General features: G+C 42.0%; 18 protein-coding genes. 9 read left to right on the forward strand and 9 right to left on the reverse strand.

The window, feature by feature from the left end; all coding sequences use genetic code 11:
* Positions 1–2: 2 nt before the first annotated feature.
* Genes JKG64_RS19510 through JKG64_RS19535 form a run of 6 tightly spaced genes read left to right on the forward strand, consistent with a single transcriptional unit; the run spans position 3 to position 10,817 of the window.
* Positions 3–1,001, forward strand: coding sequence for a FecR family protein (locus JKG64_RS19510; RefSeq protein WP_210355947.1), 999 nt, complete (start codon positions 3–5; stop codon positions 999–1,001).
* Between the two features lie 35 nt (positions 1,002–1,036).
* A complete protein-coding gene (locus JKG64_RS19515; protein WP_210355948.1) occupies positions 1,037–4,300 on the forward strand; it encodes a SusC/RagA family TonB-linked outer membrane protein in 3,264 nt (1,087 codons plus the stop codon).
* Between the two features lie 12 nt (positions 4,301–4,312).
* Positions 4,313–5,764, forward strand: coding sequence for a RagB/SusD family nutrient uptake outer membrane protein (locus JKG64_RS19520; protein ID WP_210355949.1), 1,452 nt, complete (start codon positions 4,313–4,315; stop codon positions 5,762–5,764).
* Between the two features lie 10 nt (positions 5,765–5,774).
* Positions 5,775–6,233, forward strand: a complete 459-nt coding sequence (locus tag JKG64_RS19525) for a hypothetical protein (RefSeq protein ID WP_210355950.1) — start codon at positions 5,775–5,777, stop codon at positions 6,231–6,233.
* Positions 6,234–6,236: 3 nt separating this feature from the next.
* Positions 6,237–9,053 carry a M16 family metallopeptidase gene (locus JKG64_RS19530; RefSeq protein WP_210355951.1) on the forward strand — a complete coding sequence of 939 codons (2,817 nt, stop codon included), beginning with the start codon at positions 6,237–6,239 and terminating at the stop codon, positions 9,051–9,053.
* Positions 9,054–9,056: 3 nt separating this feature from the next.
* Positions 9,057–10,817 carry a hypothetical protein gene (locus JKG64_RS19535; protein WP_210355952.1) on the forward strand — a complete coding sequence of 587 codons (1,761 nt, stop codon included), beginning with the start codon at positions 9,057–9,059 and terminating at the stop codon, positions 10,815–10,817.
* A 76-nt stretch (positions 10,818–10,893) separates the two neighbouring features.
* On the opposite strand, the gene JKG64_RS19540 is transcribed toward JKG64_RS19535, so the two are convergent.
* From JKG64_RS19540 to JKG64_RS19570, 7 genes are all read right to left on the reverse strand, one after another.
* The gene (locus tag JKG64_RS19540; protein ID WP_210355953.1) at positions 10,894–12,342 is read right to left on the reverse strand and encodes a calcineurin-like phosphoesterase C-terminal domain-containing protein; all 1,449 of its coding nucleotides are present in this window, start codon (positions 12,340–12,342) and stop codon (positions 10,894–10,896) included.
* A gap of 221 nt (positions 12,343–12,563) precedes the next feature.
* On the reverse strand, positions 12,564–13,388 hold the full coding sequence (locus JKG64_RS19545; protein ID WP_210355954.1) for a hypothetical protein: 825 nt from the start codon (positions 13,386–13,388) through the stop codon (positions 12,564–12,566).
* A gap of 70 nt (positions 13,389–13,458) precedes the next feature.
* On the reverse strand, positions 13,459–14,475 hold the full coding sequence (locus JKG64_RS19550) for a DUF4302 domain-containing protein (RefSeq protein ID WP_210355955.1): 1,017 nt from the start codon (positions 14,473–14,475) through the stop codon (positions 13,459–13,461).
* An 11-nt stretch (positions 14,476–14,486) separates the two neighbouring features.
* Entirely contained in the window at positions 14,487–15,356 is an 870-nt protein-coding gene (locus JKG64_RS19555; protein WP_210355956.1) for a putative zinc-binding metallopeptidase, read from the reverse strand.
* 8 nt (positions 15,357–15,364) lie between these two features.
* Positions 15,365–16,822, reverse strand: coding sequence for a RagB/SusD family nutrient uptake outer membrane protein (locus JKG64_RS19560; RefSeq protein ID WP_210355957.1), 1,458 nt, complete (start codon positions 16,820–16,822; stop codon positions 15,365–15,367).
* Positions 16,823–16,833: 11 nt separating this feature from the next.
* On the reverse strand, positions 16,834–20,469 hold the full coding sequence (locus JKG64_RS19565) for a SusC/RagA family TonB-linked outer membrane protein (RefSeq protein ID WP_210355958.1): 3,636 nt from the start codon (positions 20,467–20,469) through the stop codon (positions 16,834–16,836).
* Positions 20,470–20,616: 147 nt separating this feature from the next.
* On the reverse strand, positions 20,617–21,795 hold the full coding sequence (locus JKG64_RS19570; RefSeq protein ID WP_210355959.1) for a FecR family protein: 1,179 nt from the start codon (positions 21,793–21,795) through the stop codon (positions 20,617–20,619).
* Positions 21,796–21,935: 140 nt separating this feature from the next.
* On the opposite strand from JKG64_RS19570, the gene JKG64_RS19575 reads away from it, so the two are divergent.
* A complete protein-coding gene (locus JKG64_RS19575; protein WP_210355960.1) occupies positions 21,936–22,535 on the forward strand; it encodes an RNA polymerase sigma factor in 600 nt (199 codons plus the stop codon).
* A gap of 56 nt (positions 22,536–22,591) precedes the next feature.
* On the opposite strand, the gene JKG64_RS19580 is transcribed toward JKG64_RS19575, so the two are convergent.
* A complete protein-coding gene (locus JKG64_RS19580; RefSeq protein WP_210355961.1) occupies positions 22,592–24,532 on the reverse strand; it encodes a polysaccharide biosynthesis protein in 1,941 nt (646 codons plus the stop codon).
* A 348-nt stretch (positions 24,533–24,880) separates the two neighbouring features.
* Between JKG64_RS19580 and JKG64_RS19585 the strand changes: the two genes are divergently transcribed.
* Positions 24,881–25,519 carry an HdeD family acid-resistance protein gene (locus JKG64_RS19585; RefSeq protein WP_210355962.1) on the forward strand — a complete coding sequence of 213 codons (639 nt, stop codon included), beginning with the start codon at positions 24,881–24,883 and terminating at the stop codon, positions 25,517–25,519.
* Positions 25,520–25,599: 80 nt separating this feature from the next.
* On the opposite strand, the gene JKG64_RS19590 is transcribed toward JKG64_RS19585, so the two are convergent.
* On the reverse strand, positions 25,600–26,037 hold the full coding sequence (locus JKG64_RS19590; protein WP_210355963.1) for a WxcM-like domain-containing protein: 438 nt from the start codon (positions 26,035–26,037) through the stop codon (positions 25,600–25,602).
* Between the two features lie 97 nt (positions 26,038–26,134).
* Here JKG64_RS19590 and JKG64_RS23215 point away from each other — a divergent pair, with 97 nt between their 5' ends.
* Entirely contained in the window at positions 26,135–26,257 is a 123-nt protein-coding gene (locus tag JKG64_RS23215; RefSeq protein WP_262897781.1) for a hypothetical protein, read from the forward strand.
* The last annotated feature ends 28 nt before the right edge of the window (positions 26,258–26,285 follow it).

Consider the following 26,285-nt stretch of genomic DNA (forward strand, 5'->3'; position numbering starts at 1 on the left):
ACATGAAGCTAACCGACAGAATACACCGATCTATCCAACGTATCTTCGAGCGTAAAGCGCTCCCTGAAGACAGACATACTATCGATAAGTGGTATAATGATTTTGAACCGGACACCCTATATCTCGACGAAAAGCGTGAAATCATCAAAAAACGCATGCTTGACCGTATACAGCAGCCACGCATAAGCTCTAAGCGTTATTTTTTACGCTATAGCGTAGCTGCCGCGGCATTATTGATTTTTTCCGGCCTCGGTTATCTCTATTTTCACCGAATCAGCACACCAGAGATTTCTGTTACCGGTCCTCAACTAACAGAAATTAATCTTGAGCAACCCACCCTGGTAACCTCATCGGATAAAAAGAACATCCTTATCGTAGATCAAAAAGTTCAATCGATTACCACTCCCCGTGCCCAATTATACCGCGTCACATTGGAAGACGGTACACGAGTATGGCTCAATGCCGGGTCTCAATTAGAGAAGATCAACTTCGATGCACAGCAGCGACAGATACAACTGACCGGTGAAGCCTATTTTGAAGTAGCCAAAGATGCTAAACGTCCTTTTAGCATTCAGACCCCCCAACAGACAGTTACTGTACTAGGGACCAAGTTCAATCTCAAGTCCTATACCGGGCAAAAAGAAGTTCTCTCTTTAGTAGAGGGTAGTGTACACACCATAGACAAGCATGCACAAAGCATTGTCCTGACTGCAGGTGAATCAATCGAAATTCAAAACGGCCAGCTCAGCAAACAAGATCTCCGGGAGAACAACCTTGCCTGGAAAGATCAGATATTTGCCTTCGAAGAGGAAAACCTTAGCGAAATATTGGATAAAGTTTCCAAATGGTACAATGTACCTGTCGATGCTATACCCGATTCGGGCCGCCGTTATAGTGGAAAGATCCACACACAGGCCAAACTGCAAGAAGTGCTCGACATGCTAAGCCTCGTCTCTCAAAAGAAAATTATACTCGACAAAAACCGAATCGCACTAAAATAAAATACCGTTTATTAATTATTATAATGAAGTCAAGAATGAACAACCGAACCGTTTATCTATTCTCTTCGTTTTTCTTACTGATCTGCTGCTGGCAGCCTCTCTCCGCCCACGCAGTTTACCAAAAGAAAATCGATGTCAAGGCAGAGAACAAGCCTTTAAAAACCATCCTTAACCTGTTGGAAGAACAATCCAACTATTTTTTCCTATATGACAATACCTTATTGGAAAAACATCAGAACATCAACATCAGTTTTGCAAACCTTTCCTTCAGAGACGCATTGGACCTGCTGTCCGAAAGAATCAATATTGACTACAAAATAGTAGACAATACCGTCACACTATTTCCTAAAAAGGCAAAAGCACAACAGGAGAAACTGATTACCGGTACTATTAAATTAAAAGACACAGACAACGATATTCCCTATACCACTAATGGCGTATCCATACAGGTCAAAGGCAGTAACAAAGGTACCAGCACCAATTTCAAGGGTGAATTTTCCTTTACAGTACCTGTACCGAGCATCCTTGTTATTTCATATATCGGCTATGATAAGCAAGAATTCAGCGTAACCCCGAGTACCGTCTCTGTCCAATCTACGTTAAAGCAGTCCGAAGGCTCCATCAGTGAGGTCATCGTAACTGCTTATGGCGCTAAAGAAACCCGAGAGAATCAAATTGGATCAGCCTATACAATCACAGCCAAAGACATCGAGAAGCGTCCTTCTTTGCGTATCGATGCTTTGCTACAGGGCGTTGTTCCAGGTGTTCAGTTTAGCTCACAGGATCAGACAAACTCTTCACCACGTCCCCGCTTTAGCACGCGCGTTCGTGGCGAATCCTCATCGCCAGGAGGCACGATGTCCAATGAGCCTCTGTGGGTTATTGATGGTGTACCTCTAAACACAGGGGGCACGACAAACAGTATTGCTGGAGTTGAGACCTCCATAAGCCCTTTAACATACATAAATCCAGATGATATTGAATCTATCACCGTGCTTAAAGATGCTAGTGCTACCGTTCTATATGGTTCCAGTGCTTCCAATGGTGTTGTCATTATCAAGACTAAAAAAGGTCAAGGTATACCAACGGTCCGTTATACCTTCCGTAAAACTATAGATCGTATTGCTTCACACAATACATTCAATGTGTTAAACCCAAAACAGTATAGAGAAATGGTCAATGAGATGGGTTTAAGTTCTAAGATTGCCGTTTATGAAGATGGAGCCACAAATTGGCTCGAAGCGTTTTATGACACAGGCCGTATCAATCAACACGGAATATCAGTATCTGGATCCAACGAAAACACAAACTATTATATTTCAGGGAGTGTTTATGACCAAAAACTTACTGCTACAGCCAATACTACGAAACGTTATTCTTTGCGTTCACAAATTAGCACAGATATAAGCAGTCGTCTATCACTCAACTTTGTTTTCGGTGGTTCATACAACAAAAACGACATGTTTAACATCAAAAACGCTTATTATAGCAACCTTCCTATCATTTCTCTTTATGATCGTGATGGAAACTATGCCATTCGGGATTATGCAGGAATTGCCCTATTGCCATCCCTAGCAGAAAGCGTACAAAATGAAAACCGTCAAAATACTTTTCAATCCTTTGCCCAGATACAGGGAACTTTCCGTCTTATAGACGGACTGGAATTTACTACCCGTAACGGGATAGACATTTCTTCCCTCCAAGAACTACGCTATAGTTCAATGCATAATCTTACTGGGATGACGAATAAAGGCTATCTTTATAAAAACCAAGTACAGGCGCACAATTGGGTTAGCACCAATACTTTAAATTACAACAAAAACCTTTATGGTGGCGATTTTACGGCAACACTTGGTATAGAAGCGAACTCGGACAATAACACTTTCGTTGGAGCCAGCGCCTATAATTTTCCGAACGATTATGTCCGTGAGATTAGTGTTGCTCCTTCCGATAGTAGGCGAAGTTCTGGTTCTCGCAGCAGCACAGCCTCCTTTTCATATCTAGGGCGAGTTGGTTACTTATGGCAGAACAAATACAACGCTAGCTTTAGCTTCCGCCGCGACGGAAATTCCAATTTTGGCAAAGACACCAAATGGAGCACCTTTTACTCTGCTGGCGCCGCATGGACTGTATCCAACGAGGAGTTTTGGAAGTCTGACATGGTCAACTTCCTTAAGGTAAAAATGTCTTATGGTACTACCGGGAATGGCCGCTTCAACGCTAACTATTCCAAAGGCATTTATACCTTCAACGAAATTCACAGCTATGGTGACGTCATTGGCGCCACAATGAGCCGAGGTCGTAACGAAAGACTTAAGTGGGAGACTACCTATAAGTTCAACACGGGGCTTGATTTTAAATTATTCGACCGAGTCGATGTAGGCTTAGAATATTACAAAGACATCACCAAAGACCTGGTATACAACACTCCTGTTTCGCTTACCTCTGGACAACGCAACATATATAGTAACGTGGGTAAACTGCAAAATACCGGTTTTGAAGCTGTCGTTAAGTCCACCAATATTCGGACTGGGGCATTTAGTTGGGATACCCAATTTAACCTTTCCCTTAATAGGAACAAAGTACTGGAGTTAAACGAAGGTTTTTCACGTACCACTACTACCAGTATTATGACCGAAGGACATGACAGCAGAGCAATCTATTTAGTACGCTGGGCAGGAGTAGACCCTAGTACCGGAGCGCCGATGTGGTACGATGTCAATGGTAATGTTACAAAAACTTTTGATATGGCCAATCGCGTTATCATCGGGGATCCTAATCCAGATTTTTATGGCGGTATGACCAATACAATCTCTTATAGCAACTTCAACCTATCCTTTTTAATACTATATACTAAGGGGGGGCAATCTCTCAATCAGCTACGCATTCTGGCAGAACATGACGGGCGTAATATTTTAAGCGATAACGTGGCCACCTCACTTCTCGACCACTGGCGATACCCTGGGGATTTATCTGTTAATCCAATATTATCGACAGCTTCCAATAATTCCAACCGCGTTTCTACTCGTTACCTTCAGGATGAATCTAACATACAGTTTAAAAACATCAGTTTAGAATATAGCTTCCCTCAGGAACAGGTCAAGCGAATATTTCTAAAAGGGGCTTCAATTTATTTTCAGGCAGATAATTTGGGCGTATGGACTCCCTACCGTCGTACAAAAAAACTGAACAAAGGTAATGGAGATTTTGAAAACATCAAGCTCAACAATTCTGGCAACTCCAATGAGGGAGTCCCTAACCAAACCTCTTTCGCCCTGGGGATAAATCTTACATTTTAAATTTGACAGATCATGAAACAAATATTATTTATACTGTTAGCATCTTCCTTCTTATTATATCAAAGCTGCGGGAGGTCGTTTTTAGATATAACCCCCGTTGGTAGCCTAACAGGTGAAAAACTATTCAGCGACCCTGAGGGCTATGAGTCCAGCCTTGCTGGAACATACAGCCTTTTTACCAAATATCACCTCGGTAGTTATGGATTATATAGCGAATTACGCAGTGACAACGTCTTAATCGAAGAAAACTTAGCAGGAGGCATTCTTAACGAATACAATTACACCAGCGAGGCAAACAATTCAATAGGTATGGTAGGTGGTCTTTGGCAATCTATTTACGAAACATTAAATAATGCCAACAATATTATTGAAGCAAAAGACAATTTATTACGCAACTTTCCAGAAAAATCCGATCTCATTAATAGAACATATGGGGAGGCTCTTATAATACGTGCCATGTGTCATTTTGATCTCAGCAATTTATATAGCCAGCACTATACCTATACCGCAGACGGGAGCCACCTAGGTATTCCTACATTATTAAAAACACCCTTTCCAGGAACCGAAATAAGCCGTCCTTCTATCAAAGAAACCTATCAACAAATAATAGCAGATCTGACCCAGGCTAAGAGTTTGTTATCTTCTGTCAGTCTTCGTGCCAAGATTTATGGATCCAGTGATGCTGCTCAAGCATTACTATCGCGTGTATACCTATATATGGAAGATTGGGATGCTGTCATCGCCCAAGCTCATCCTCTTGTCGTCTCCAATAAATACCCCCTGACTTCTGGAGCTGGGTACCTGAAGATGTTTATCGATCCTAGTCAACGTAGAAACTATAGCAGTATTCCCGACGAGGTGATTTGGCAAGTTAATCTAGTCAACAATTCTCGATCATATTTAACGTATTTATTTTCTGACCCAGCCAATTATAACACCTATCCTACCAAAGAGTTTGTTGGCCTTTTCGGCTCGGGTGATTTCCGTAGTTCACAATTTCAACCCAGCACTCGAAAGCCGGGCTACCATTTTAATGCCAAATATGCCCTACCCTCTGGTACTTTAGAAAGCGACCGTACTATCAATTTCAAAATGTTCCGTTCGGCCGAGCTTTATCTTAATCTTGCCGAGGCGTATTACCACAAGCAACAATATGCTCAGGCTGTAGAACAGCTACAAATTGTTCGTGGACGTGCCTATAACATCAATCCTACACAAGTACAGATTAGTTACACACAGCCTATTGAACTGTTGGCACAGATTAAACTAGAGCGTCGCAAGGAATTTGCTTTTGAAAATCAGCGCATTTTCGACATAATGCGCTATAAAGAAGATCTAAACCGGACCGAATGTAATTCTACAGCGTGTAGAGTTACCTACCCCAACGACAAGTTTATTCTACCTATACCTCAATTGGAGACCGATGCCAACCCAGCAATGCAACCCAATCCTGGTTATAATTAAATAAAGAGCTATGAAATCATTACAGATATTCACATTATTATTAACAGGCCTATTTTTTACCGCCTGCAACAAGGATGAGGCCGTACCTTACGACCATCCCTTCTTCTATATTCACGTCAACAACAGCGACGAAGTACGTATCGCCGCCGATCGTAACGAAACACAGAGCTACTCGGTCTATTTTAGCGGAAAAAAACAATTTGAAACCATGACCTTAGACTATGAAATTATCATGGGCAACGGGCTTCAAGAAGGTAGAGATTTCGAATTATTAAGTTCATCCCGTACCCTGGAATTCAAACCAGGTATTGTGGAAATGCCCATACAGATACGTTGGTTGCCTCATGCTATTGCTTCCGAAAAGAACAATAACCTGACGATCAGACTCATCAGCAACAACAAAAACTATACGATAGGGCTACCTGGACCGGACAGATTACAGTCATCCCTGCATTTTATCAAATTTTAATACATGCGCAATACCATCACCGTCTTTTTACTGCTTTTAGGCCTTCTTCCCAATGCCCCACTTTTCGGGCAGAAACTCGAGCAGGACCCTAAACTGGTAAAGGGACGTTTAAAAAACGGTTTTACTTATTATATCTACCCCAATACTACAGGGAGCAAACAGAGTAGCATACAGCTCTTTGTCAAAGCAGGCTCTCTCCAAGAGAGCGAGGAGCAACGTGGTCTCGCGCATTTTGTAGAACATATGGCCTTCAATGGGAGCAAAAACTACCCTAAGAATGAAGTCATCACCTACCTCGAGTCATTAGGTGTCAAATTTGGCGCCGACCTCAATGCTTATACCAGCTATGATCAGACGGTGTATAAAATCGATGTCAATACCGAACATCCTGAACAACTGCACAAAGCAGTCGACATCGTTGCCGACTGGGCTTTCGAGCTCAGCTTCGATAGTTTAGAAATCGAACGGGAGCGGGGCGTCATTATTGAAGAATGGCGGACCAAGCAGGGGGCAGCTGCCCGATTGTCCGAACAGTACCTGCCTCTGGTGTTCTACAACTCTAGGTATGCACAGCGTCAGCCCATAGGTACATTGGATGTGTTACAACATTTTGCACACCCGACCATCAAGCGCTTTTATAGCGATTGGTACCGCCCAGAATTAATGGCTGTTGCTATTGTTTCCAATCAGGATGTCAAACAGGTAGAACAATATGTCAAAAAGCAATTTGGTTCGGCCCGTAACCCTAAAAAAGCGCCAAAGCGTGATCTTTATAGCTTACCTCCACATGCCGATACCCTATATAGCATAGCCACGGATAAAGAAGAAAGCGAAGTAGACTTTGCTTATATCACCAAGCTACCTGCATTGACAGCGATCAACCAAGAGTCCAAAATCTACCAACAGCAGTTACAGAGTTTTGTCAATGGTCTCAGCAAAAAACGTTTTGAGCGCCTACAACAGCAAAACAGCGACTTTCGTTCAGGATCCATGAGTAGCACTTCTTTTATGCCCGGCATCGCAGTAGCATTGGGCGGAGCCTCTCTCTATGAGGATGCTATACATTCTGGCATCAAGCAATACCTCTACGAGCAGGCAAGGATACGCCAACATGGTTTTACCCAAGCAGAGATTGACGATTACCGTAAAGAATATATTGCCCAGTATGAACGGAGTAAAAACAATTCCAGCCACCTTTCACCAGTAACCTTACTTGGCTGGATGAAAGATGATTTTTACGAAGGTCATACACTGATGGACCGTAGCAAACGAAGTGATATCCTTTTTCACCTTCAGCAACGGATTGATTCCACGGTATTACTTCAATCTATTAAAGACCAAGCTATACAAGGCAATACGGTTATCATGCTCACAGGGCCCGATCGGGTCAAGTCGAGGTTTCCTACTGAGCAGAAACTCCGTAACTGGTCCGACAGCATCAACCGATTACAGATTCCCGTCTGGCATGACGAAATCAGTATTCCGGGCAAATTATTATCCCAGACACCAGTAGCGGGTAATATAGTGGAAAAGAGATACATTCCCGAGATCGATGTTTACCAATGGACACTTTCCAATCAGACTACGGTATACCTCAAACAGAGCAGCAACCGTAAAAACCATGTGCAGCTCACCGGTTTCAGACGGGGAGGTTTCAGTGTCATTGACAGCAGTGATTATATCAATGCCTTATTCAGCAAAGACATTATTGCCGCAAGCGGTGCAGGTGATTTTTCGCGGCGTGCCCTCTCCAAGTATTTACTTGGCAATAGCGCTACAGCTATGCTAGTCTGGTCCAAATACCGCGAAGGCGTGGCCGCCAATGCCAACAGCAAGGATCTGAAAACCATGTTCGAATTGCTCTATCTCAAATGGACACAGCCCCGTGTAGACCGTGATGTCTTTGACATGCACAAACGCAAGACTATCGAAACATTAAAAAAACAGAGCCACAGTCCGAGCTTAGATTACAATAAGCTCATTGCTCAAAAAATCGGTGCAGACAGCGAAGAAGACAACTATGACGAGACGCGCTTACAGCAGGAACTACGATACGATGCGCTCGTTCCCGTATTTCAAAAACGTTTTGCTTCAGCAGCCGGGTTCGACTTTGTCCTAGTAGGCGATTTTCAGCTGGACAGTATCACTCCTTATATCCTGACTTACTTAGGAGGCTTACCTAATCAAGCTCAATTGGCACAGGAAAGCACACCAAAAGCCCTTTCTGAGGGTGAAAATGCAGACATCAGAATGACTGCCGGTGACACGGACAAAGCTACGGTCAATATGATCTATCAAAACACAGCTATTGAACATGATTATCCACAGATTTTGGTTTATGAATTATTACAGGAGATACTCAAAGTCAAACTTCGTGAAAACCTACGTGAAAAACATTCGGGCGTATACGGCGTGTCTGTTAATACCAGTTCGACCGCTATACCATCTGCTCTGTTCCGCACCCGGATAGCCTTCACCTGTGCGCCCCTGCGTAGCCAGTTCCTTATGCAACAAGTCGATCAGGAGATACAACATATAGCAAGCAATCCGGCCTATTTCGCCCAAGAGTTAGAAAACATCAAAAGGCAGTTAATCCTGACCTACGACAAGCAAAAAGATAAAGAAACCTTTTGGAGCGCAGAACTGCGCAACCATCTTTACAATGGTTACAAAGACTGGTCTTATTTCACACAGTATAGTGAAATGTTAGAAAAAATCACAGCTGATACCATCAGTACAGCTGTACAATCATTAATCTTACAGGGCAAAACAGTACGCGCTATACTCAGCCCTGCTATTCAAACAGAAACAAAGAAATAAATTATGAAAGCAAAATATCTATTTCTATTAAGCCTATTTACACTCGGTCTACTGGGGTGTAAAAAGTATGAAATTGGCTATGACGGCCAGGTTAACTTTAGCAGTTACCGACTAGAGCCCGCCTCACATCCCGGACTTCAGGAGACGGTCCACGGTGTTATCGAAGGAAAGATGGTCTATATCCGTGTTCCCAACTCTGTCAATATCAACCAGGCCAAGCCCAGTTTCAGCAGCAGTAGCGAACAGGCTATTGTATACTTAAATGACAAAGTACAGGAAAGCGGCGTCAGCCTCGTCAATATGAGTGATACGCTCGATTATCGGATCGCTAGTCCCAATGACATGGGCTTCATGCAGGTGATTGCGCTACGCAACGCCGCCATTGTATCTTTTGGCTTTTATGCCGCAGACAATGAAAACATTCTTTTCCGCGACTACATCGCTAAATTTGACGGACTTAATATCCAGGTAGACCTTCCGGTCGACGCCGATATTACCCGTCTTGTAGCACGGTACAAAACGACTGATGGCGCTGTGGTAAAAGTCAATGGTGTACCACAAAACAGCCAACAGTCGGCCAATGATTTCACACAGGAAGTCACTTACGAAGTGACGGATGCTGAAACTACAGAGCCTGAAAAATTCGTAGTGAACATTGGCCGTTTGACTGCTCCAGAGTGGCTAGAAATGCCGTTAGGTGCTATCAAAGACTTTAAAGTCGGCGAAATCCGCATGGCGTTAAACCCTACGAATAATCAACCCGCTATAATCTTTAGCAGACATACTTCTGATGGTGATGGTAGCCGTAAAGCTGTAGTGTCTCAATTTGACGGAAGTCAATGGAATATTTTAGGCCCTAACGATGGCATATCTGCCGGCCGTGTGGATGTACCTGCTATTGCCATAGATAATAATGGTATTATCTATGCGACCTACAAAGATTATCAGACGGTCGGTGATTCCGTACAATATGCTTCGACCCAAAAATATGAAAATGAAAAGTGGAGCTATCTAAATAAGCCACAAGGAAATGCACACCGTGTGAATTATCTGCACATCGAAACGAATGCTAATAACATCCCAATATTAGCTTATGCGGCGGCACGAGCCGAATCGGGAGCGGCCAATAGATCGCCACAATCGGCATTTTTCATTAACAAAGATTGGCAATACCGTGCGATAGATGCTTCTCCAGCCACGCTATATACCCGTATCCGAAAAGGACGCGATAATAAAGTATACTATGCAGTAATGGATGGCATTAGCACAACACGTAAACCAACGGTCTATAGATTAAATGATGGGAACCTAGGCTGGGAGCGAGTAGGTACAGCACTCATTTCACCAAGCCCGAGCATCGTTGGCGCAAACCTTATGGATATCGAAGCGTCCGAAGCAGGCGAAGTATATCTCGTTTTCCAATCTCAGGCCAATACAGACAAAAAATCTTATGTGATGAAGTATGAAGGCAATAGCTGGAGACAGATAGGAGCGGAAATCAGTCATACAGCCGCTGGGGGAGCACAGCGAGACAATATAGCCATCGCCCTCCATCCAAATGGAACGCTATATTTTGCTTACGGTGATGATAACGGTATCAAGGTGACGACTTTTGATAAGAACACGCAGAACTGGGCTCCTGCCAAGAGTATCAGCTCTGTCAACGGCGACAAACTCACCCTTCGCATTTCGGAGGATGGAATACCATTCTTAGCTACCGTCGTAGATGGCAGTATCAAGGTATACCGTTACGATATACCATAGCATTCTTTCCTTTTATAAAAAAGCCCTTGTAATTGATCAATTACAAGGGCTTTTTACTTCGATTCGAATCACGGCATCAGAGTTCAGTAATAAACTCCTGCTCCACAGAAAAGCCAAAATTATCCTTTGCACGTATCTTTACCTTGACTATTTTACCTTTATAAGCTTCAGGAAGTTCTAATCCCCAAATATGCGACGATACCCTTGTCCCTAGCGGATTTCGTGTATTCCCCTGCGTTGGATAGATTTTTTCCTGATTCTTATCCCGGATCACCTGCACCGAGGGTGCTACACGTTTCTGCTGTTGCATAGGCATCCATTGCGAATCATCGATCTGCAGTTCTACCTTTGTCTTCTCACTACCTCCAAATACATTCAGCACCAAACCCGTCGTATCGACTATTAAATCCATCTGGTGCTTCTCATCCATTCCTATCCCTTTATAACTGATCTGATAATCCCCCTGCTGAAAATCAACCGTAAAATAGCCCCGTGGCGTACCGCACTGCATCAGCGCATGTGGCACCCCGTCCATATCTTTCTCCCCTCGCCACCAATTTCCACATGTAGCTCCGGCCCCCAGTTCATGTATATTATCCTGCTTAAAGAAATAACGATTTACCGTATGTGTATGCCCTGTCAATATCAAGACCTTTTGATAATCCTTTAACAAAGCCAATACCTCCTTTTGATTGTGCGTATGTGCCATTGGAATATGTTGACTCAATACAATAGTAGTATTTTTCGGTACCAGTTTCAGGTCTGCCTCTAAAAAAGCGAGTTGCTCCACAGACACCCTGCCCTCATAGCTCTTACTTCCAGTAGCAAAAACATTGTTGAGCATCACAAAATGCACTCCACCGTAGTTAAACGCATACGTATCTGCCCCCAATTCACGATTAAACACATCATTCAGCTGCGCACTGCCCGTGTTTCTATCGTGATTGCCCAAGACCGTCCAGTAGGACACATCTGTCTTATCCAAAACCGCTCTCACCCCTGGCATCAGTGGCATCTTATCATTTACCAGGTCGCCCAGCAGGATATTAAACTGTACATCTCTACGTTGCGCCAACTCCGTCAGTACTGATTTGGCCGCATATCCAAGCTCCTCTTCCGTATCCACCTGTACATCTCCTATCGCACCTATACGAAAACGGTTCGATTGTATTTCTCGGGACAAAGGCAGATCAAAAGAGATGGTATCCCCTGTAGCCACCATCGTATCCACATACAAAAAGTGGGTATTTCCAATTTTACTTTCCGATCTGGCTAGCGCATAGCCTGTAGGTACAATCGGAAATACAGATTGTCCCGGCTTGACTGCCAATTCAAAGCCCCCCTTCCTGTCCGTCTGCACCACCAATTCCCCATTTGACACCGGTATCGATTTCAACAAACGTTCCGATTTATCATAAATACCGTTTTGGTTCGCATCCAGAAATACACGACCAACCACAGTCTGGGAGAAGACCATCCCCACAGAACACACATTCAACAAAACGCCGACCAGTACATTCTTCATTCTTTTATATTTTTGAGACCCAAAGATACCCAAAGCAACATCTTTATCCCAAAAAACCCATACCGTTTTATCTAAAAACAATTCCCTTCCAGACTACTTTCGACCATACCCTAGTATTTTAATCAGCTGTACCAGCCCCATATCAAAAACGAAAACCTCTCCCCTTTACCCATCACTCCCAGCCTCCTGCACCAACTGGCAGGCCTCAGGAATACTACACTCTACAATTCATCATATTGTTTTTTTACCATTTTATAATATTTACTATCCTGTCCTTTCCCTTTCAGTAGCTTAAAAGTATTCTCCAATTTCTGAAACTCACGATGATTATAAAGTTGGTAAAAAAGAAAGAACGTAGAAACATTACTTTCCGGATTAGCGGCAACAAGTTCCTGTATACGTGTATCCAGCAGCTCATCCTTCGCGAAGTGATTTTTAATCTCCTCCAAATCTAAAAATGCTTTATTCCCTTTCTGGAGATCATTAGCATCGATATAACTGTAATATACCTGCTTGGCACTATCTATCAGCCTTTCCTTCCTGTCAAAGAACTCACTAAATGTGTCCCAATAACGATCTGCTAGATCACACTCTTTGCATGCAATATTTTTAAACTGTAGTGTCGATGCTCCTTTACGTTCTAATTCTTCAATACTCACCTCATTAACCACTTCAATATGATAAGTAGATCCATTTTTATGATCGATGTATAATGGCTTGGTCAATTGAAATAGGTCATAATCATCTTCTTTATCAAAACCCCTACTTCGAAATACTTGATGGGAGATCAGCGTTCTAGGCCACGAAAAGACCGCTATATACATATCATCTTCCAGTCCAGGAATCCTAATGGGTTTAGAAAGATCTACGTTCTCCTTATTAAACACCTCTTTACCAGTGATAATGTGGTTTATCCGAAAAGAACAAGAATCTACCGGCAATCCTGTCAACTGTATATTCACCTCTTGGTTTTTCTTCCCATCCTCTCGTTTAAAACCACATGCCTGAAAAAAAATAACTACAAATAATACTAAGGGTATTCGCATATTTTTAAAAAAACGGGCCTGACAACGGATCATCAGGCCCTTCACACAACACTTTTTTAAACTAAACAAATCATTTTAAATTATCATACTGAGCTTTTACAGATACATTACCTTTAACATCGTACGCTTCAAATTCCATTTTCACATTATTACCTGTACGGATTACACTTTTACATGTCAAGTAATGTATATTATAAGTATTTATGAAATAATTCATATAAGTAAGATTAGAGGTATATCCTGATTGAGGATAAAAACTCATGACATTATTTGACATAGCAGGCGAAACATCGTAGTTGGTAGTTGTTGTATAAGGAAACTTAAGATAAAAATAATATGGATTTTTAAACCCACCAGTTCCAATATTACGACTTATCTGAAACGGGAATCCATTTTGCATCGTTGCTAGATTTGTGGGAGCAACTGTACTCCAAATAGTTTCGAAGGTTTTATTTTTACTTGGGTTATTAATATATTCAATTTTCATATTACCAGATACTCCTGCTACATTTTGAGTAAAACCTGGCGATGACATGTCAAAATAAATTTCCCCGTCTGCCCACTTCCAATCCTTAGGCCGCTTAAACATTTTGTAAATAACCCCTCCTTCTTTTGCATAGACCTTACCACTACGGTAACACTGTATCGCAACAGTATCAGCAGACACACCTACAATGTTATACATATGGTCTGTGATGTCCGATGCCTGTGTACCTATTCGGTATAAGGTGGACATTATCGATCCCGAGGTAAAGATCAACTGTGGAGCACCGGTACCATTCGTTATCCTAAAAAAGGATTCTGTTTCAGCCGTTTCTCCATATACTGTCTTGACAAAGACGCGATTTTTAACCGTATCGAATTTCAGCACAATTGGTGTATATACCTCCGAATTTAAACCGACTTTAGCCATCATGACCCAGCCCGTTTCGGACGAAGCTAGCACTTTCTTAGCTTCTTGTGCCACCTTTTCCTGTCTTTCTAGATTAGCGTCAAAATAGCCATTACTGATATTATCCTTTTCACAAGAAGTTATCAGCATCAAGAGGCTTGCTACAATAATTAAATTATAGAATACTTTCTTCATGATCATCATTTTTAATAATTAACCTTATTCACCACCGAGTCCACCATAAGATGAAGTTTATGTAAATCCACCCCCATATCCATATACTTTTGATGCACCATCTTATACTTCTTTTCTAGATCCTGACTTTTACTGACTGTAATCTTATCTTTAATCCAAGACTCTGAATACCTTACCATATATTCTACATTGGTTGCAAAATCCTCTTCAGGAGCATAGCCTCCATAGCCCTTCCAGAATCCATCTGCCTGTGCCTGCGCTTCAGTTTTTGACGAATATCCCGTCAGTCCATAATATTTTCCTTGCGAGACTCTATCAAACAGATATCCTCGACCGTATTTATGATCTATCTGATGGGCATGTTCGTGGTACAATGTGACGATGTGATCCTTAAGCCAAGTTTTGCCCGTCGAAAAGTTATTCACACCTCCCATTCCAAGTCGATAAAACTGTCCATTCATTCCCGCACCAGCAGCAGTAGCAGTAGTAGTTGGATCGTTAAAATGCACATATCCTCCTGCCAAAATAAACTCAATAGGAGTTTCTCCTTTGAAAAACACAGGGAAATTTTCCTTAAGAGGCTTAAGCCAAATCTTGTTCAACATTACCTTAGTATAAGGTAGTGCTTTATCATACTGTGGGGGCATAAAAAATGTGGAACCTGCAATGATTCGAGGAGTATACTCATAGATAATCTCTACTCCATATGCTTTTTGAATAGAATCACATAGATAATCTAATTCATTCCATTGGGACTTAGGCTTCACCTCCTTTTTAGAAAAATAATCCACCGTCTCATCAACCTCTCCCAATGGATAATTATCTTTTTTACATCCTACAAGAAGGATAAGCACAGTTATTAAATAAATAAGCTTTTTCATAATTGTTTCTATCTAGGGTTCAATTGATTTTCCAATAATGGATTACCTACTCGCGCCTGAACCGGTATCTGTATTGCTGTCCGCAAATCGTTTGGCTTTAAGATGATTGCAGTCTTACCATCGGTTCGTATCATCCGATGTTCTATCTCGATACCTAAACGTTTTATATCATACCACCTATACCCTTGTCCTATCAACTCCAATTTCCGTTCTTTCATCACCACATCCAGTGCAGCCGTTACCGTGGCTGGTGTAGCCAATGCTCTATAGTTAGCAGTACTGAAACGTTCTTTGCGAATTGCTTCTATATCCGCCATTGCTTTGGCAATATCTGGAGCTGCTTTCTTTAAGTTTGCCTCCGCTCGATTCAATAATACCTCTTCCATAGTAAAGCAATCATACCTCACCTGAACTGCATTCGGATTATTGGGTTGGTTTCCATACTTCACAGGCAGTGCTACACTATCGATTACCGTACCACCTGAGCTGAAGTGGGCCCATCTATAGTCAGTAGAAGGCGTTGTATAAAACATATTGTGCGCCACGTAGAACCCTCCCAATCGATATCCAAATGGACGACACAGGAAAATCGATGTCACCTGATTGACTAGTAATAAATTCGGATGAATACTTGGATTCATAATTTCCTGCGCCCAGAATTTTTCATCTGTATTCGATTTACGCCACACATCCTCACTCATCTTACGGACAATTACGCCCTTTTCTGCGACTACGAGATCGGCATATTTAGCTGCTTCTTCCCACTTGCCTTTATATAAATTTATCCGTGATAAAAAAGCATAAGCGCTGGCCAGATTAAACCGATAGGGACTGCGGGGAACAAATGAGATCCCCTGTTTCATCAATGCCAATCCTTCTTCCACATCTTTATCTATTTGTGCATACACCTCTTTTACTGTTGCTCTGTTATATAGCCCTCTATTGTCTTTAGGCACCTCCAAGATCAAGGGTACACCTAAATTTTTATCATTATTGGCTTCATCATAGTGCAGAGAAAACAAGTTTACCAGTGCAAAATAATTGTACGCACGCAACAATAAAGCTTCACCTTTTAGCGCCATTGCATGCACCTTATCCCCTTTTGTTGTCTCTAACGCCTCTAAGGCTAAATTTGCCTCATAAACCTTTTTATAATAATGTGAGTATGCATATGTTGGCGTTGCGGTAGTTATCGCGTCCGAATACTCATCTTCCCATTTATATATAGGAATGTAAGTAGCTCCATTACTCGCTTGCATAGTCGATGCATAGTGATGTAGATTATCCGTCATGATCTCTGTAAAGAGATCCGCACGCGCTGGATACGCATTTATTATCAGCAGATCAACACTCTCATTATCGTCTATTTCCACCCTATTGTCGTAGGCGGCATCCAAAAACTTCTCACAAGAACCAAGGAAGCTTAGTGCGACTACTAATACTATAATTCTATTTAAATATTTCATCTTTATTCCTCCTAAAAGCCAAATGTTAAACGCATCGTGTATGATTTTGGGTTTGGTAAAGCCGTTCCACCAGAAAGGTACAGGTCTGGATCTACTCCTCTCAATCTACCACTAGACCAATAATAAATATTATTCGCTGACAACATCAATCTTGCATTTTTAACAAAAGGGAAACGCTGGAACACATTTTTTCCTAAATCATATGCCAACAAAATTTCGCTAATCCTTAAATTACTTGCATCAGCGGCACGAAAATCAGATCTGTTATAGGCAGTCTCGTCCATATTGCTCACTGTTCCTAGATATATACGCTGAATAGTACTTAGCATTCCAGGAATATTTGTGTGCTGTTCATCGCCAATCGTCTGCCATCTATAATTCAAGTCTCCTGATTTCGAACCTGAATCATCGTACACACGTGTAGCAATAGGGCTTGTAAATACCTTATGACCATGCGAATAAGTTAAAAACACACGTAGCTCTACTCCTCTATATTGGAAAGAGTTAGAAATAGAACCTGTGCCCAGTGGCTGTCTGGATCCGAGATAAGTTATTAAAGAGCGGTCTCTCGACGTTGAGACAATACCATTCACCTCACCATTTGATCCATTAAATACTGGCCGTCCTTCCGAGTTCAATCTCGAATAGTTAAATCCATACAGTGACTCCAACGGGTAGCCCGTCAAAGGATATCCCAATGGGTTCGTAATCTGGGATAATAATGCCGACTGCAATTCTCCATCTAAAAGCTGATTCTTCACATAGCCATAAATCAGGTTAACATCCCAATGAAAATCCCTTTTATTCAATAAATTACGATACCCCAGTGTAATATCAAAACCTTTATTGGTCATTGATCCAAAATTGATTCTCTTTGTTGTAAACCCATCTTCTTGCGCCACATTAAATGCAACGACCAAATCTTTATTCTTTCTGTGATAATACTCCGCAGCTAATGTCAAGCGATTAAACAAAGAGACATCCAGTCCAAAATTTGTGGTATAATCTTTTTCCCAAGCCAGATTGTGTAATTCAGGAGCCAGTACATTGATACCCTTAGCATTATTTGTTGCATCCAATCTCGGAAGGTTAAAATAGTTGGCATCTAGCATCGGTGATGTTTCAAAACTATTACCGCGCAATGCATGACTCACTCTAAATTTTAAATAGTCAATCGTTCTGTTGGTATTAATCGCTTCAAAAAAACCTTCACGATCTATGTTCCACGAAAATCCCACTCCGTAGTTTGGTAGGAACTTGGTTCTTTGCATGCGACCAAACATATTGCTACCATCTTGCCGACCAGAGATATCAACATTATACCGGTCATTAAATGTATACTGTATATTAGCATAGAACCCCACATTCCTTCTATCCTGAAATTGCTCCACATAGGTTGGATCATTTTTGTTTATCGCGTAAGCCATGGCCAATCTTGAAGGAGCAGCTATCTTACCTCCATAATACATGTATCCGTAAGCTTTCGTATAAACTCTATCCACATACGTTTTTTCAATTTCACCACCAACCAATACATCAATTTTATGTAGACCTATAGTTTGGTTATAAGCCAGTTGATTCCGAACACTCCAAAAAGACTGTGTATTATCCCATAAATAACGAAATCCCCCTTCTGGCAAAATGGTCTCTTTGTACGCATAAGGATCATTTGGATCCTGATAAAGTAATGAATTCTGATCCCTTAAGACATCATTATAATCTACTCTATAGGCATTAGCCATATTGGACCGCTCTGTTGCAATATGACTTATCTTATTCACATTCTTACGAACGGCAAATGTTCCACTGTAGATTAAATTTTTTGTTATTTTAAACGTAGGTTTCACGATCGCCCGTACTTCCTGTGCTTTAATATCATTAAAGTTCTCTGCCAGTTCTTCAACGATATTAAAAGGGGCAAGATTTTCCGTATAGTATTTATAGGAACCATCTGAGTTATAAGGATACATAGCTCTACTTGTTTGCATAGCATAGAGAAACGGATTAATCTCAAATTCACGTGTCACCTCAAAATAGTTGCTTGTAGCCAATGTTTTTGATTCATTTGTCCCTGGTGTCCTTTGCGAACGGGTGTTCCAATTCAGATTGATATCTAAATCAAACCTAGGGGTGATATTAAAGATCGTTCGCATATCAGTCGTATACCGTTTTGTTCCAAATCCAATAGCTTGTCCATCATCATCCGCCATACTTCCTGATACATAATAAGTATGCTTATCTCCACCACCCGAAAAAGATAGACTATGTTCTTGAATCAAATTATTACGAAATAGCACATCGAACCAGTCCGTATTCGCTTTAGCAGATCTATTTAACTCCGAATACGCCTCATCCAATGTTAAATTCCTTAATGCCAACTGCTTATACGTCTCCGTGAATGCTCCTGTAAAATTAGGCCAGTTCGCATTTGACAAATAACCGCGATCATACATTTCCTTATACATCTTCATCTCCTGTGCCGAATTCATTAAGTTAAACTGTGACACGCTAGGTTTCACCCCGACAGACCAAGCCGTACTTAGATTCACATTTCTTGAGTTGACGGATCCTTTTTTTGTGGTAATGGAAATAACCCCATTGGCCGCACGTGTACCATATAATGCTGTAGCTGCTCCATCTTTCAAAATCTGTATATCTTCTATATCCTGTGCATTCAATCCTGCTATTGCCGATCCTAGTACCGAAGCAGGATCACCGCTATATAGTTGGTTTACAGAAACATTAGACGGAGATGTTATTACAACCCCATTGATCACATAAAGTGGCTCTTGGTTGGCCGAAATAGATGAGTTACCACGGATCCGAATTTTTGGAGTAGCACCAAATGTACCTGATGTATTTTGTACAGCTACCCCTGCAGCTGCTCCTTGCAACATCCTAGATACATCTAACGCCCCTGATCGGTCTATATTCTTCTTATCCACTTGACTTACTGACCCGGTAAACTTACTCTTATCAACTTTTTGGAAGCCCGTTACAATCACTTCATCAATGTCCTTATCATCTAGGACCATAGTTACAACCATTCCATTAACGGCGACTTTATTAACTGTTCTGTGTCCTATAAGTGAAAATCGTAGATTCACGTCTCTATCCACAGCAATAGAGAACTTTCCTTCACCATCTGTATTTGTTGCTCTACCACCATTCGCCATAGCTACTGTAACCCCTGCTATACCTTTACCATCAATATCTACGACTCTACCTCTCACTTCCGTTTGCTTCCCCTCTTCATCTCTCAGCGAGGCTGGATTTACCGTGATAATCTTATCGGATATGATATAGTTAAATGGCTGATCCGCAAATATTTCGTCAAGCACCGTTCTTATCCCCACCTTGTTGGCTTCGATTGTCACCGGTTTGGCATTGTTAAAATGGCTCGAATTCATCAAGAAACTATAGCCTGTCTGCTTCTGAATTTCATTCAGAGCTACCTGGAGCCGCTGTTTTTTGAGATGGAGTGTCACCTGTTGTCCAAAACTGCTAGCAGAGGCCTGGATACAAAACAAGAGCACAAGTATTGTAGTTAATTTCATTGCTAAAAGTGTAGGATAACTTAGAGCGAACATGGTCCATTGCCTACCTTCGGATTCATAGGCGGACACCATCACTTTTCGTTTTTTCATAATTGTGATTTAAGCACATTTATAGGGAGTTATGTATACATTCCTTATATTTGTACTGGTTAAAAAATTTTGTAATTAGTCATTCATCGTTTTTAAACCGGCTACTGGGGGTGCTGGAACACCTCCAGTATTGTTTTATCAGCGCATCTAGTATCGTTTTACAAGAACCCTCCTTTCTCTAATTTCAAATTTATAATTAGTATTCATTTCTAGTACTTTTAATAGTTCGGACAATTTCACATTCCTGGAGACCGTTCCCGACAGCTGTACATTCTCTATATCTGCATCATAAAACACCATCTGCACATCATACCAGTTTTCCACCTCCCGTAGGATTTCCTTAAAAGAACTATTGTCAAATACAAACTCTTTGTTCTTCCAGGCTAGCGAATTAGCTGTCTGGACATCAGTAATCTCTACCTTATCCGCTACCAGTGCCTGTTGTCCCGGTTTCAGGTAATAATCGTTTCCATCAGCCACAATTTTTACCCGTCCTTCTATCAGTGTCGTCTTCGCATATTTTTCTCGGGATACCAAGTTGAATGATGTCCCCAACACTTCAATCACCTGCTTTTGGGAATGTACCCTAAAAGGCCTTTCCTTATCGGGCTCCACCTCAAAGAAAGCCTCACCCTCGACAAATACATCCCGCTTATCCGATCTAAAACTACTCGGATACCGTATAGACGAAGCCGCATTCAGCTTTACCAAGGTCCCATCCTCCAGTCTCAGTTCTGTAAATCCACCCTTTGGCGTATGTATAGTCAGATAACTTGGCGTACTCTCCGTCTCGCTACTGTCTTTGTAGATAATCTGTCCATCTTCATTTTTATAGACATTTAGTCCATTTTTACTATATATCAGTCCTACCTCGGCCGAATCCACCCGTATGGTCTCTCCTGTAGCCAGAGTAATCAGTGCCATTGGCTCTGCCGGATCTACATCCCTATGCTCCATCACCATCAGATCCTCCTTCTTATCCGTCCACTTCCACTGATATAAGCCCCATCCCAGGGCAACACATAGACAGGCAGCTACCGCGATCTTCGATACACCTTTCCACACAGATCCCGTACGACGTTCCTTCAGCGTTATTACTTGATCCCTTTCGAACAGTTTATCCCGGATCCGATCCAGACGGTGCGAAATCTTCTCTTCCGGGATCTCCGGAATATACAAGTCCGGCGTTTCGATACCATTCAATAGTTTCACAACCTCTTCATCCGGCAGGTCATCCAGCATAGCCATCAGCTCTTCCCTTTCTGCTCCAGTCAATCCATCTGAAAGGTGTTTTTCCAATAAATTTTTTATTTTTTGGTCTATCATATAAGCTTCTTTTTGGCCAGTCTTTATAATGTATACGCACGAGATCGATAAACTCACTATCCGGTTCAGAAAAAAATATATTTTTTTTAAAGGATAAATTCGACTAAATTCACAAGAGTATTATTCTGCTAACCATCACGATGTACAAACACACTATAGACAACGCCATATGCATTGCTTTTATCGGAGGTGATAAAAAAGCGTTCGAATCTATATACTGTACTTTTTCCAAACCCTTATACCGGCGTATCCTATATCTTGTGAAAGATCCCGATGATGCCGATGAGGTCCTGCATAATATTTTCATCAAGATCTGGACAGCGCGGGAGCAGATAGACCCTGCCAAGAACCTCTTTGCCTATTTTATGCAGGCCGCTAATAGCATGGCTATAGACCACTTGCGGAAAAATTTAAGGACCCAGGTCATGCATGATACCATTATCGTATCCGGCGAAGAGCACACTGCACGATCTGTTGAGGACAGCTACATTAGCAAAGAAGACTGGAAGATTCTAGAATCCGCCATCGAGCAGTTACCTCCCCAAAGGCGTTTGATATTCAAGCTCTGTAAGATTGAAGGTAAGAGTTATAAGGAAGTTAGCGAGTCCCTGTCCATTTCTCCCGCCACTATCAGTAATCAACTTGTATTAGCGATGAAATTTTTGCGTCAGTTTGTAAAACAGCACCACAAGGAAATTCTTTTGTACTGTCTACTTTTTGATTATATGGGCCGTAAATAAAATTTCAGCATACCAACAACACACAGGGCATTTGATTAACAAATGCCCTGTTCTTTTTATACATCCAGTTTTTCAAAAACCGAATTCTGGGATTTATATTCCGGTACAATCTCTTTAATCAACTGAACCAGCTCCATTTTTTGTTTTTCCGGATCGGCTACCTTTACCAGAGCGCACAACTCCTCTATTTTCGCCCGCTTGAGGTGCAGGTCATGAGGCCTAACCTTTGCGATCATGATTTTCTCATGATGCGTCTTTTCGGTATTCTCATCATTGGCGAGCAGTTCTTCAAATGTCTTTTCTCCTGGGCGCAGTCCTACAATCTCTATTCCGATATCCTCCGGATAGCTATACCCTTTGAGCTGTATCATCTGTATCGCCAGATCCATGATTCTGACCGGCTGCCCCATATCAAAAACAAAAACCTCTCCCCCTTTACCCATCACTCCAGCCTCCTGCACCAGCTGGCAGGCCTCAGGAATAGTCATAAAATAACGTGTTATATCCGGATGTGTAATCGTGAGCGGGCCACCTTTCAGCATCTGCTTCTCGAACAGCGGGATCACAGAGCCGTTCGACCCCAGTACATTTCCAAAACGCGTCACGATATAACTTGTCTTCGATTCTGCATTGATACAGGATATGATAATCTCGGCTACACGCTTGGTAGCCCCCATTACATTCGTCGGGTTTACCGCCTTATCCGTCGATACCATCACAAACTTCTCTACGCCGTACCTATCTGCTAGCAGGGCCACATTACAGGATCCCCACACATTAGTCATTATTGCCTCATAAGGATTTTCCTCCATCAGAGGCACATGCTTATAAGCCGCCGCATGGAATACATAGTCCGGTCTATACTTCTCAAAAACCTGCTGCATAAAAGCCTCATTGCGCACATTACCGACTATAAAATTAAACCGTTTCTGATTGCTACAATCCGTTATCTCCTGCTGTATTTCATAGAGTGCCGATTCCGCCTGATCCAGAACAATCAACCGTCTGCATGTCGTAGCCGCGATCTGCCGGACCAACTCGGAGCCGATCGAGCCAGCACCTCCTGTGACCAGCACCACCTTACCCTCCATCTCCTTCTGTATACTCGGATTGTCCAGATCAATAGCCTTTCTACCCAGCAGATCCTCAATACGGAGGCTACGTATCTGTCTGGTCGCCACCTCTCCCGCCAATAGCTTCGCCGAATCCGGAATAATCTTTACCACCAGTGGAATGGGCTCTGCCAGCTTAAAAACACGCTGCAACCGCTCTGGGGTATGTCTATCCGTTGCAATGATCAGCTCATGGGCATTACCAAATTTCTGAACAAAATCCTTATTCAGATTCGCTACATCATGCACCTTAAATCCCTGTATCCGCTTTCCTATCCGCGCAGGATTATCATCCATAATCGCCACCACACGGTACTTATTACGCGATGTCGACTGGATAAAATGAAAAGTAGTATTTCCCATATTGCCTGCACCAAACAGGATAACCGGAATACGGTTGTCCTTACGGTTCCACAATATCTCGTGGTACAGTGCTCTATAAAGAACACGGGCAAACGACATCGAAAACCCCGTTATAAAAGCATGGAATAACAACTGCGTATCCGAAAAAGGAATAATTCCCCTTAGAGCAGGTAGGTATTCAATTTTCCAGTGTATCAGATGCGACACGACCACCGACATCCCAAAAGCAACAACAATTGTAATGGCCAGTTGCTGTATATCACGTAACCCCGTGCGCCGTATCACACTCCTATAGGTCTGAAAAGACAGGAAACAGAGCAGATAGATCGTACCTACTATTAGCAACTGTCCGAGCATCCGGTCAAACAGTCCCATCATGTTCTGGACTTCGATTCCGTTGCGTTCTTTAAAAATCAGCACAAAACTGAATACGAATGCACCGGACATCAGTACCAAATCGATCAACAGGATCATCCAGCGCGGCTTGTCCATCCGCAATCCCTCTCTCCAAATATTTATCATGTATACGCTACTTACTAAGTATCAAGCTATTCTATCCAATGGGAATCCCATCCTTTGGCTGTCTTGTCAATTAATTTTTTACACTCCCAATTAACACCATACACTTTGGCAAAAAGAATACCAAAAAATTAATAAACCCTTTCTCTTTAAGCTTGAACAACATGCAATATATACAAATATTCAATTCAATTTGCATTAAAATGCGTATATTCTTAACGAACGAGTCCCAACAAATTAATTAAAACCTATAGCACAAAATTTTGTTTATAGGACAAGGGCGTCCCCGACGTCCGCAGCGTACCGAAAGGTCCTGCAATATTATATCGGGTAACCTTAAATATTTTTATTATGCAACATTCATTTTTCAAAACAATCCGCAATTCTGTCAAACACTGGTATATCCCTCTGATCATCGGGATCCTCCTAATTCTCTTAGGCTTCTATACCCTCACTACGCCCCTAGCATCCTTCTTTGCACTGACCCTTATCTTTTCCTGGTCATTTATTGTATCAGGTCTTCTAGAGGTCATCTTCGCAATACAGAACAAGGAGGAGATCGAGGGGTGGGGATGGTACCTTACCGGCGGTATCCTCTATACCGTATTGGGTATTCTTCTGTTAAGCAACCCCGGAGCTTCGGCCGTATCCCTGACCTTCATCGTTGGCTTCTATGTCATGTTCCGATCCATACAGCTCATGTCCTTCTCCTTCGATCTCAAAAGCTATGGAAGCAAAAACTGGGGATGGATTACCTTGTGGGCTATCCTTGGCTTGATATTTAGTTTTATCCTACTCTGGAACCCCGCCTTCGCAGGTCTTTCCTTAGTCATTTGGACAGGGATGGCGATTATTGCTATTGGGTTCTCTGCCTGCATCCTTGCCTTTCAGCTCAAGGGGATCAAGAACAAAACAGCGGCAATGTCTGAAGAATGGAAGGCCAGATACCAGGGCTTAAAAGACGAGTTTTATAAGTATCGTAAAGATTAACTTTATGATCAACGAAAAAAGGTCAGCAATTCTATTAAATAGTTGCTGACCTTTTAACTTTCTAGCCTCCTCACCTCTCTCTAACCTTCTAACTCTCTTTCTCTCTTCACAAAGAAATCGCTCGGCCAGGTATAATCATCATTCGGTGCATGATCAATACCATAATCCGCAAAGACCAATAACTCAGAACCTTCCTCGATGGCCTGAAAGGCAGTCCCATAGCCCACAGGTACATGGATCACCTGCTTATCCTCCGCCTTCAAGATCCTGCGCTCAATCTCCAAATCGGGAGAAGCATTATCCCAATCATCTACCTTCACCGTGTCCAGAGCAAAAGAGCCCGATAGCACATAAAACCACCGTTGTTCGACCCGATGTGCACGCCAGCCACGAACCAGCTCGGTATCCTTATTCTGTATAATATAAAACCGCTTAACCTGCGTCATGTCAAATTCATTGACAAAACGTATCGCTCCACGGTGATCGGAGGCTATACCTCCTTCAATACTTTTTATCATTCCTAAACTATTTTAGTTCTAAAAATCGGATTCTTTTTCCGGATTGGCAAGGATATTGCTTAGCAATCTATACATCGCACCTTTTGCATTTGAATATATGAACAGATTTACATTAGCTTTCAAGACATTGCCCAACGAGGCCCGTGTCTTTACAGTAGCCTTCGGCCTTTTCATTGTTGCTGCTGCCCTATTTGCTTCTCTATTATACCTGGGAATATAGTTAAAGCACCTCATTACTACTCAAATAA

The organism is Sphingobacterium tabacisoli, assembly GCF_017908035.1.
GTDB classification, from domain to species: Bacteria; Bacteroidota; Bacteroidia; order Sphingobacteriales; family Sphingobacteriaceae; genus Sphingobacterium; species Sphingobacterium tabacisoli.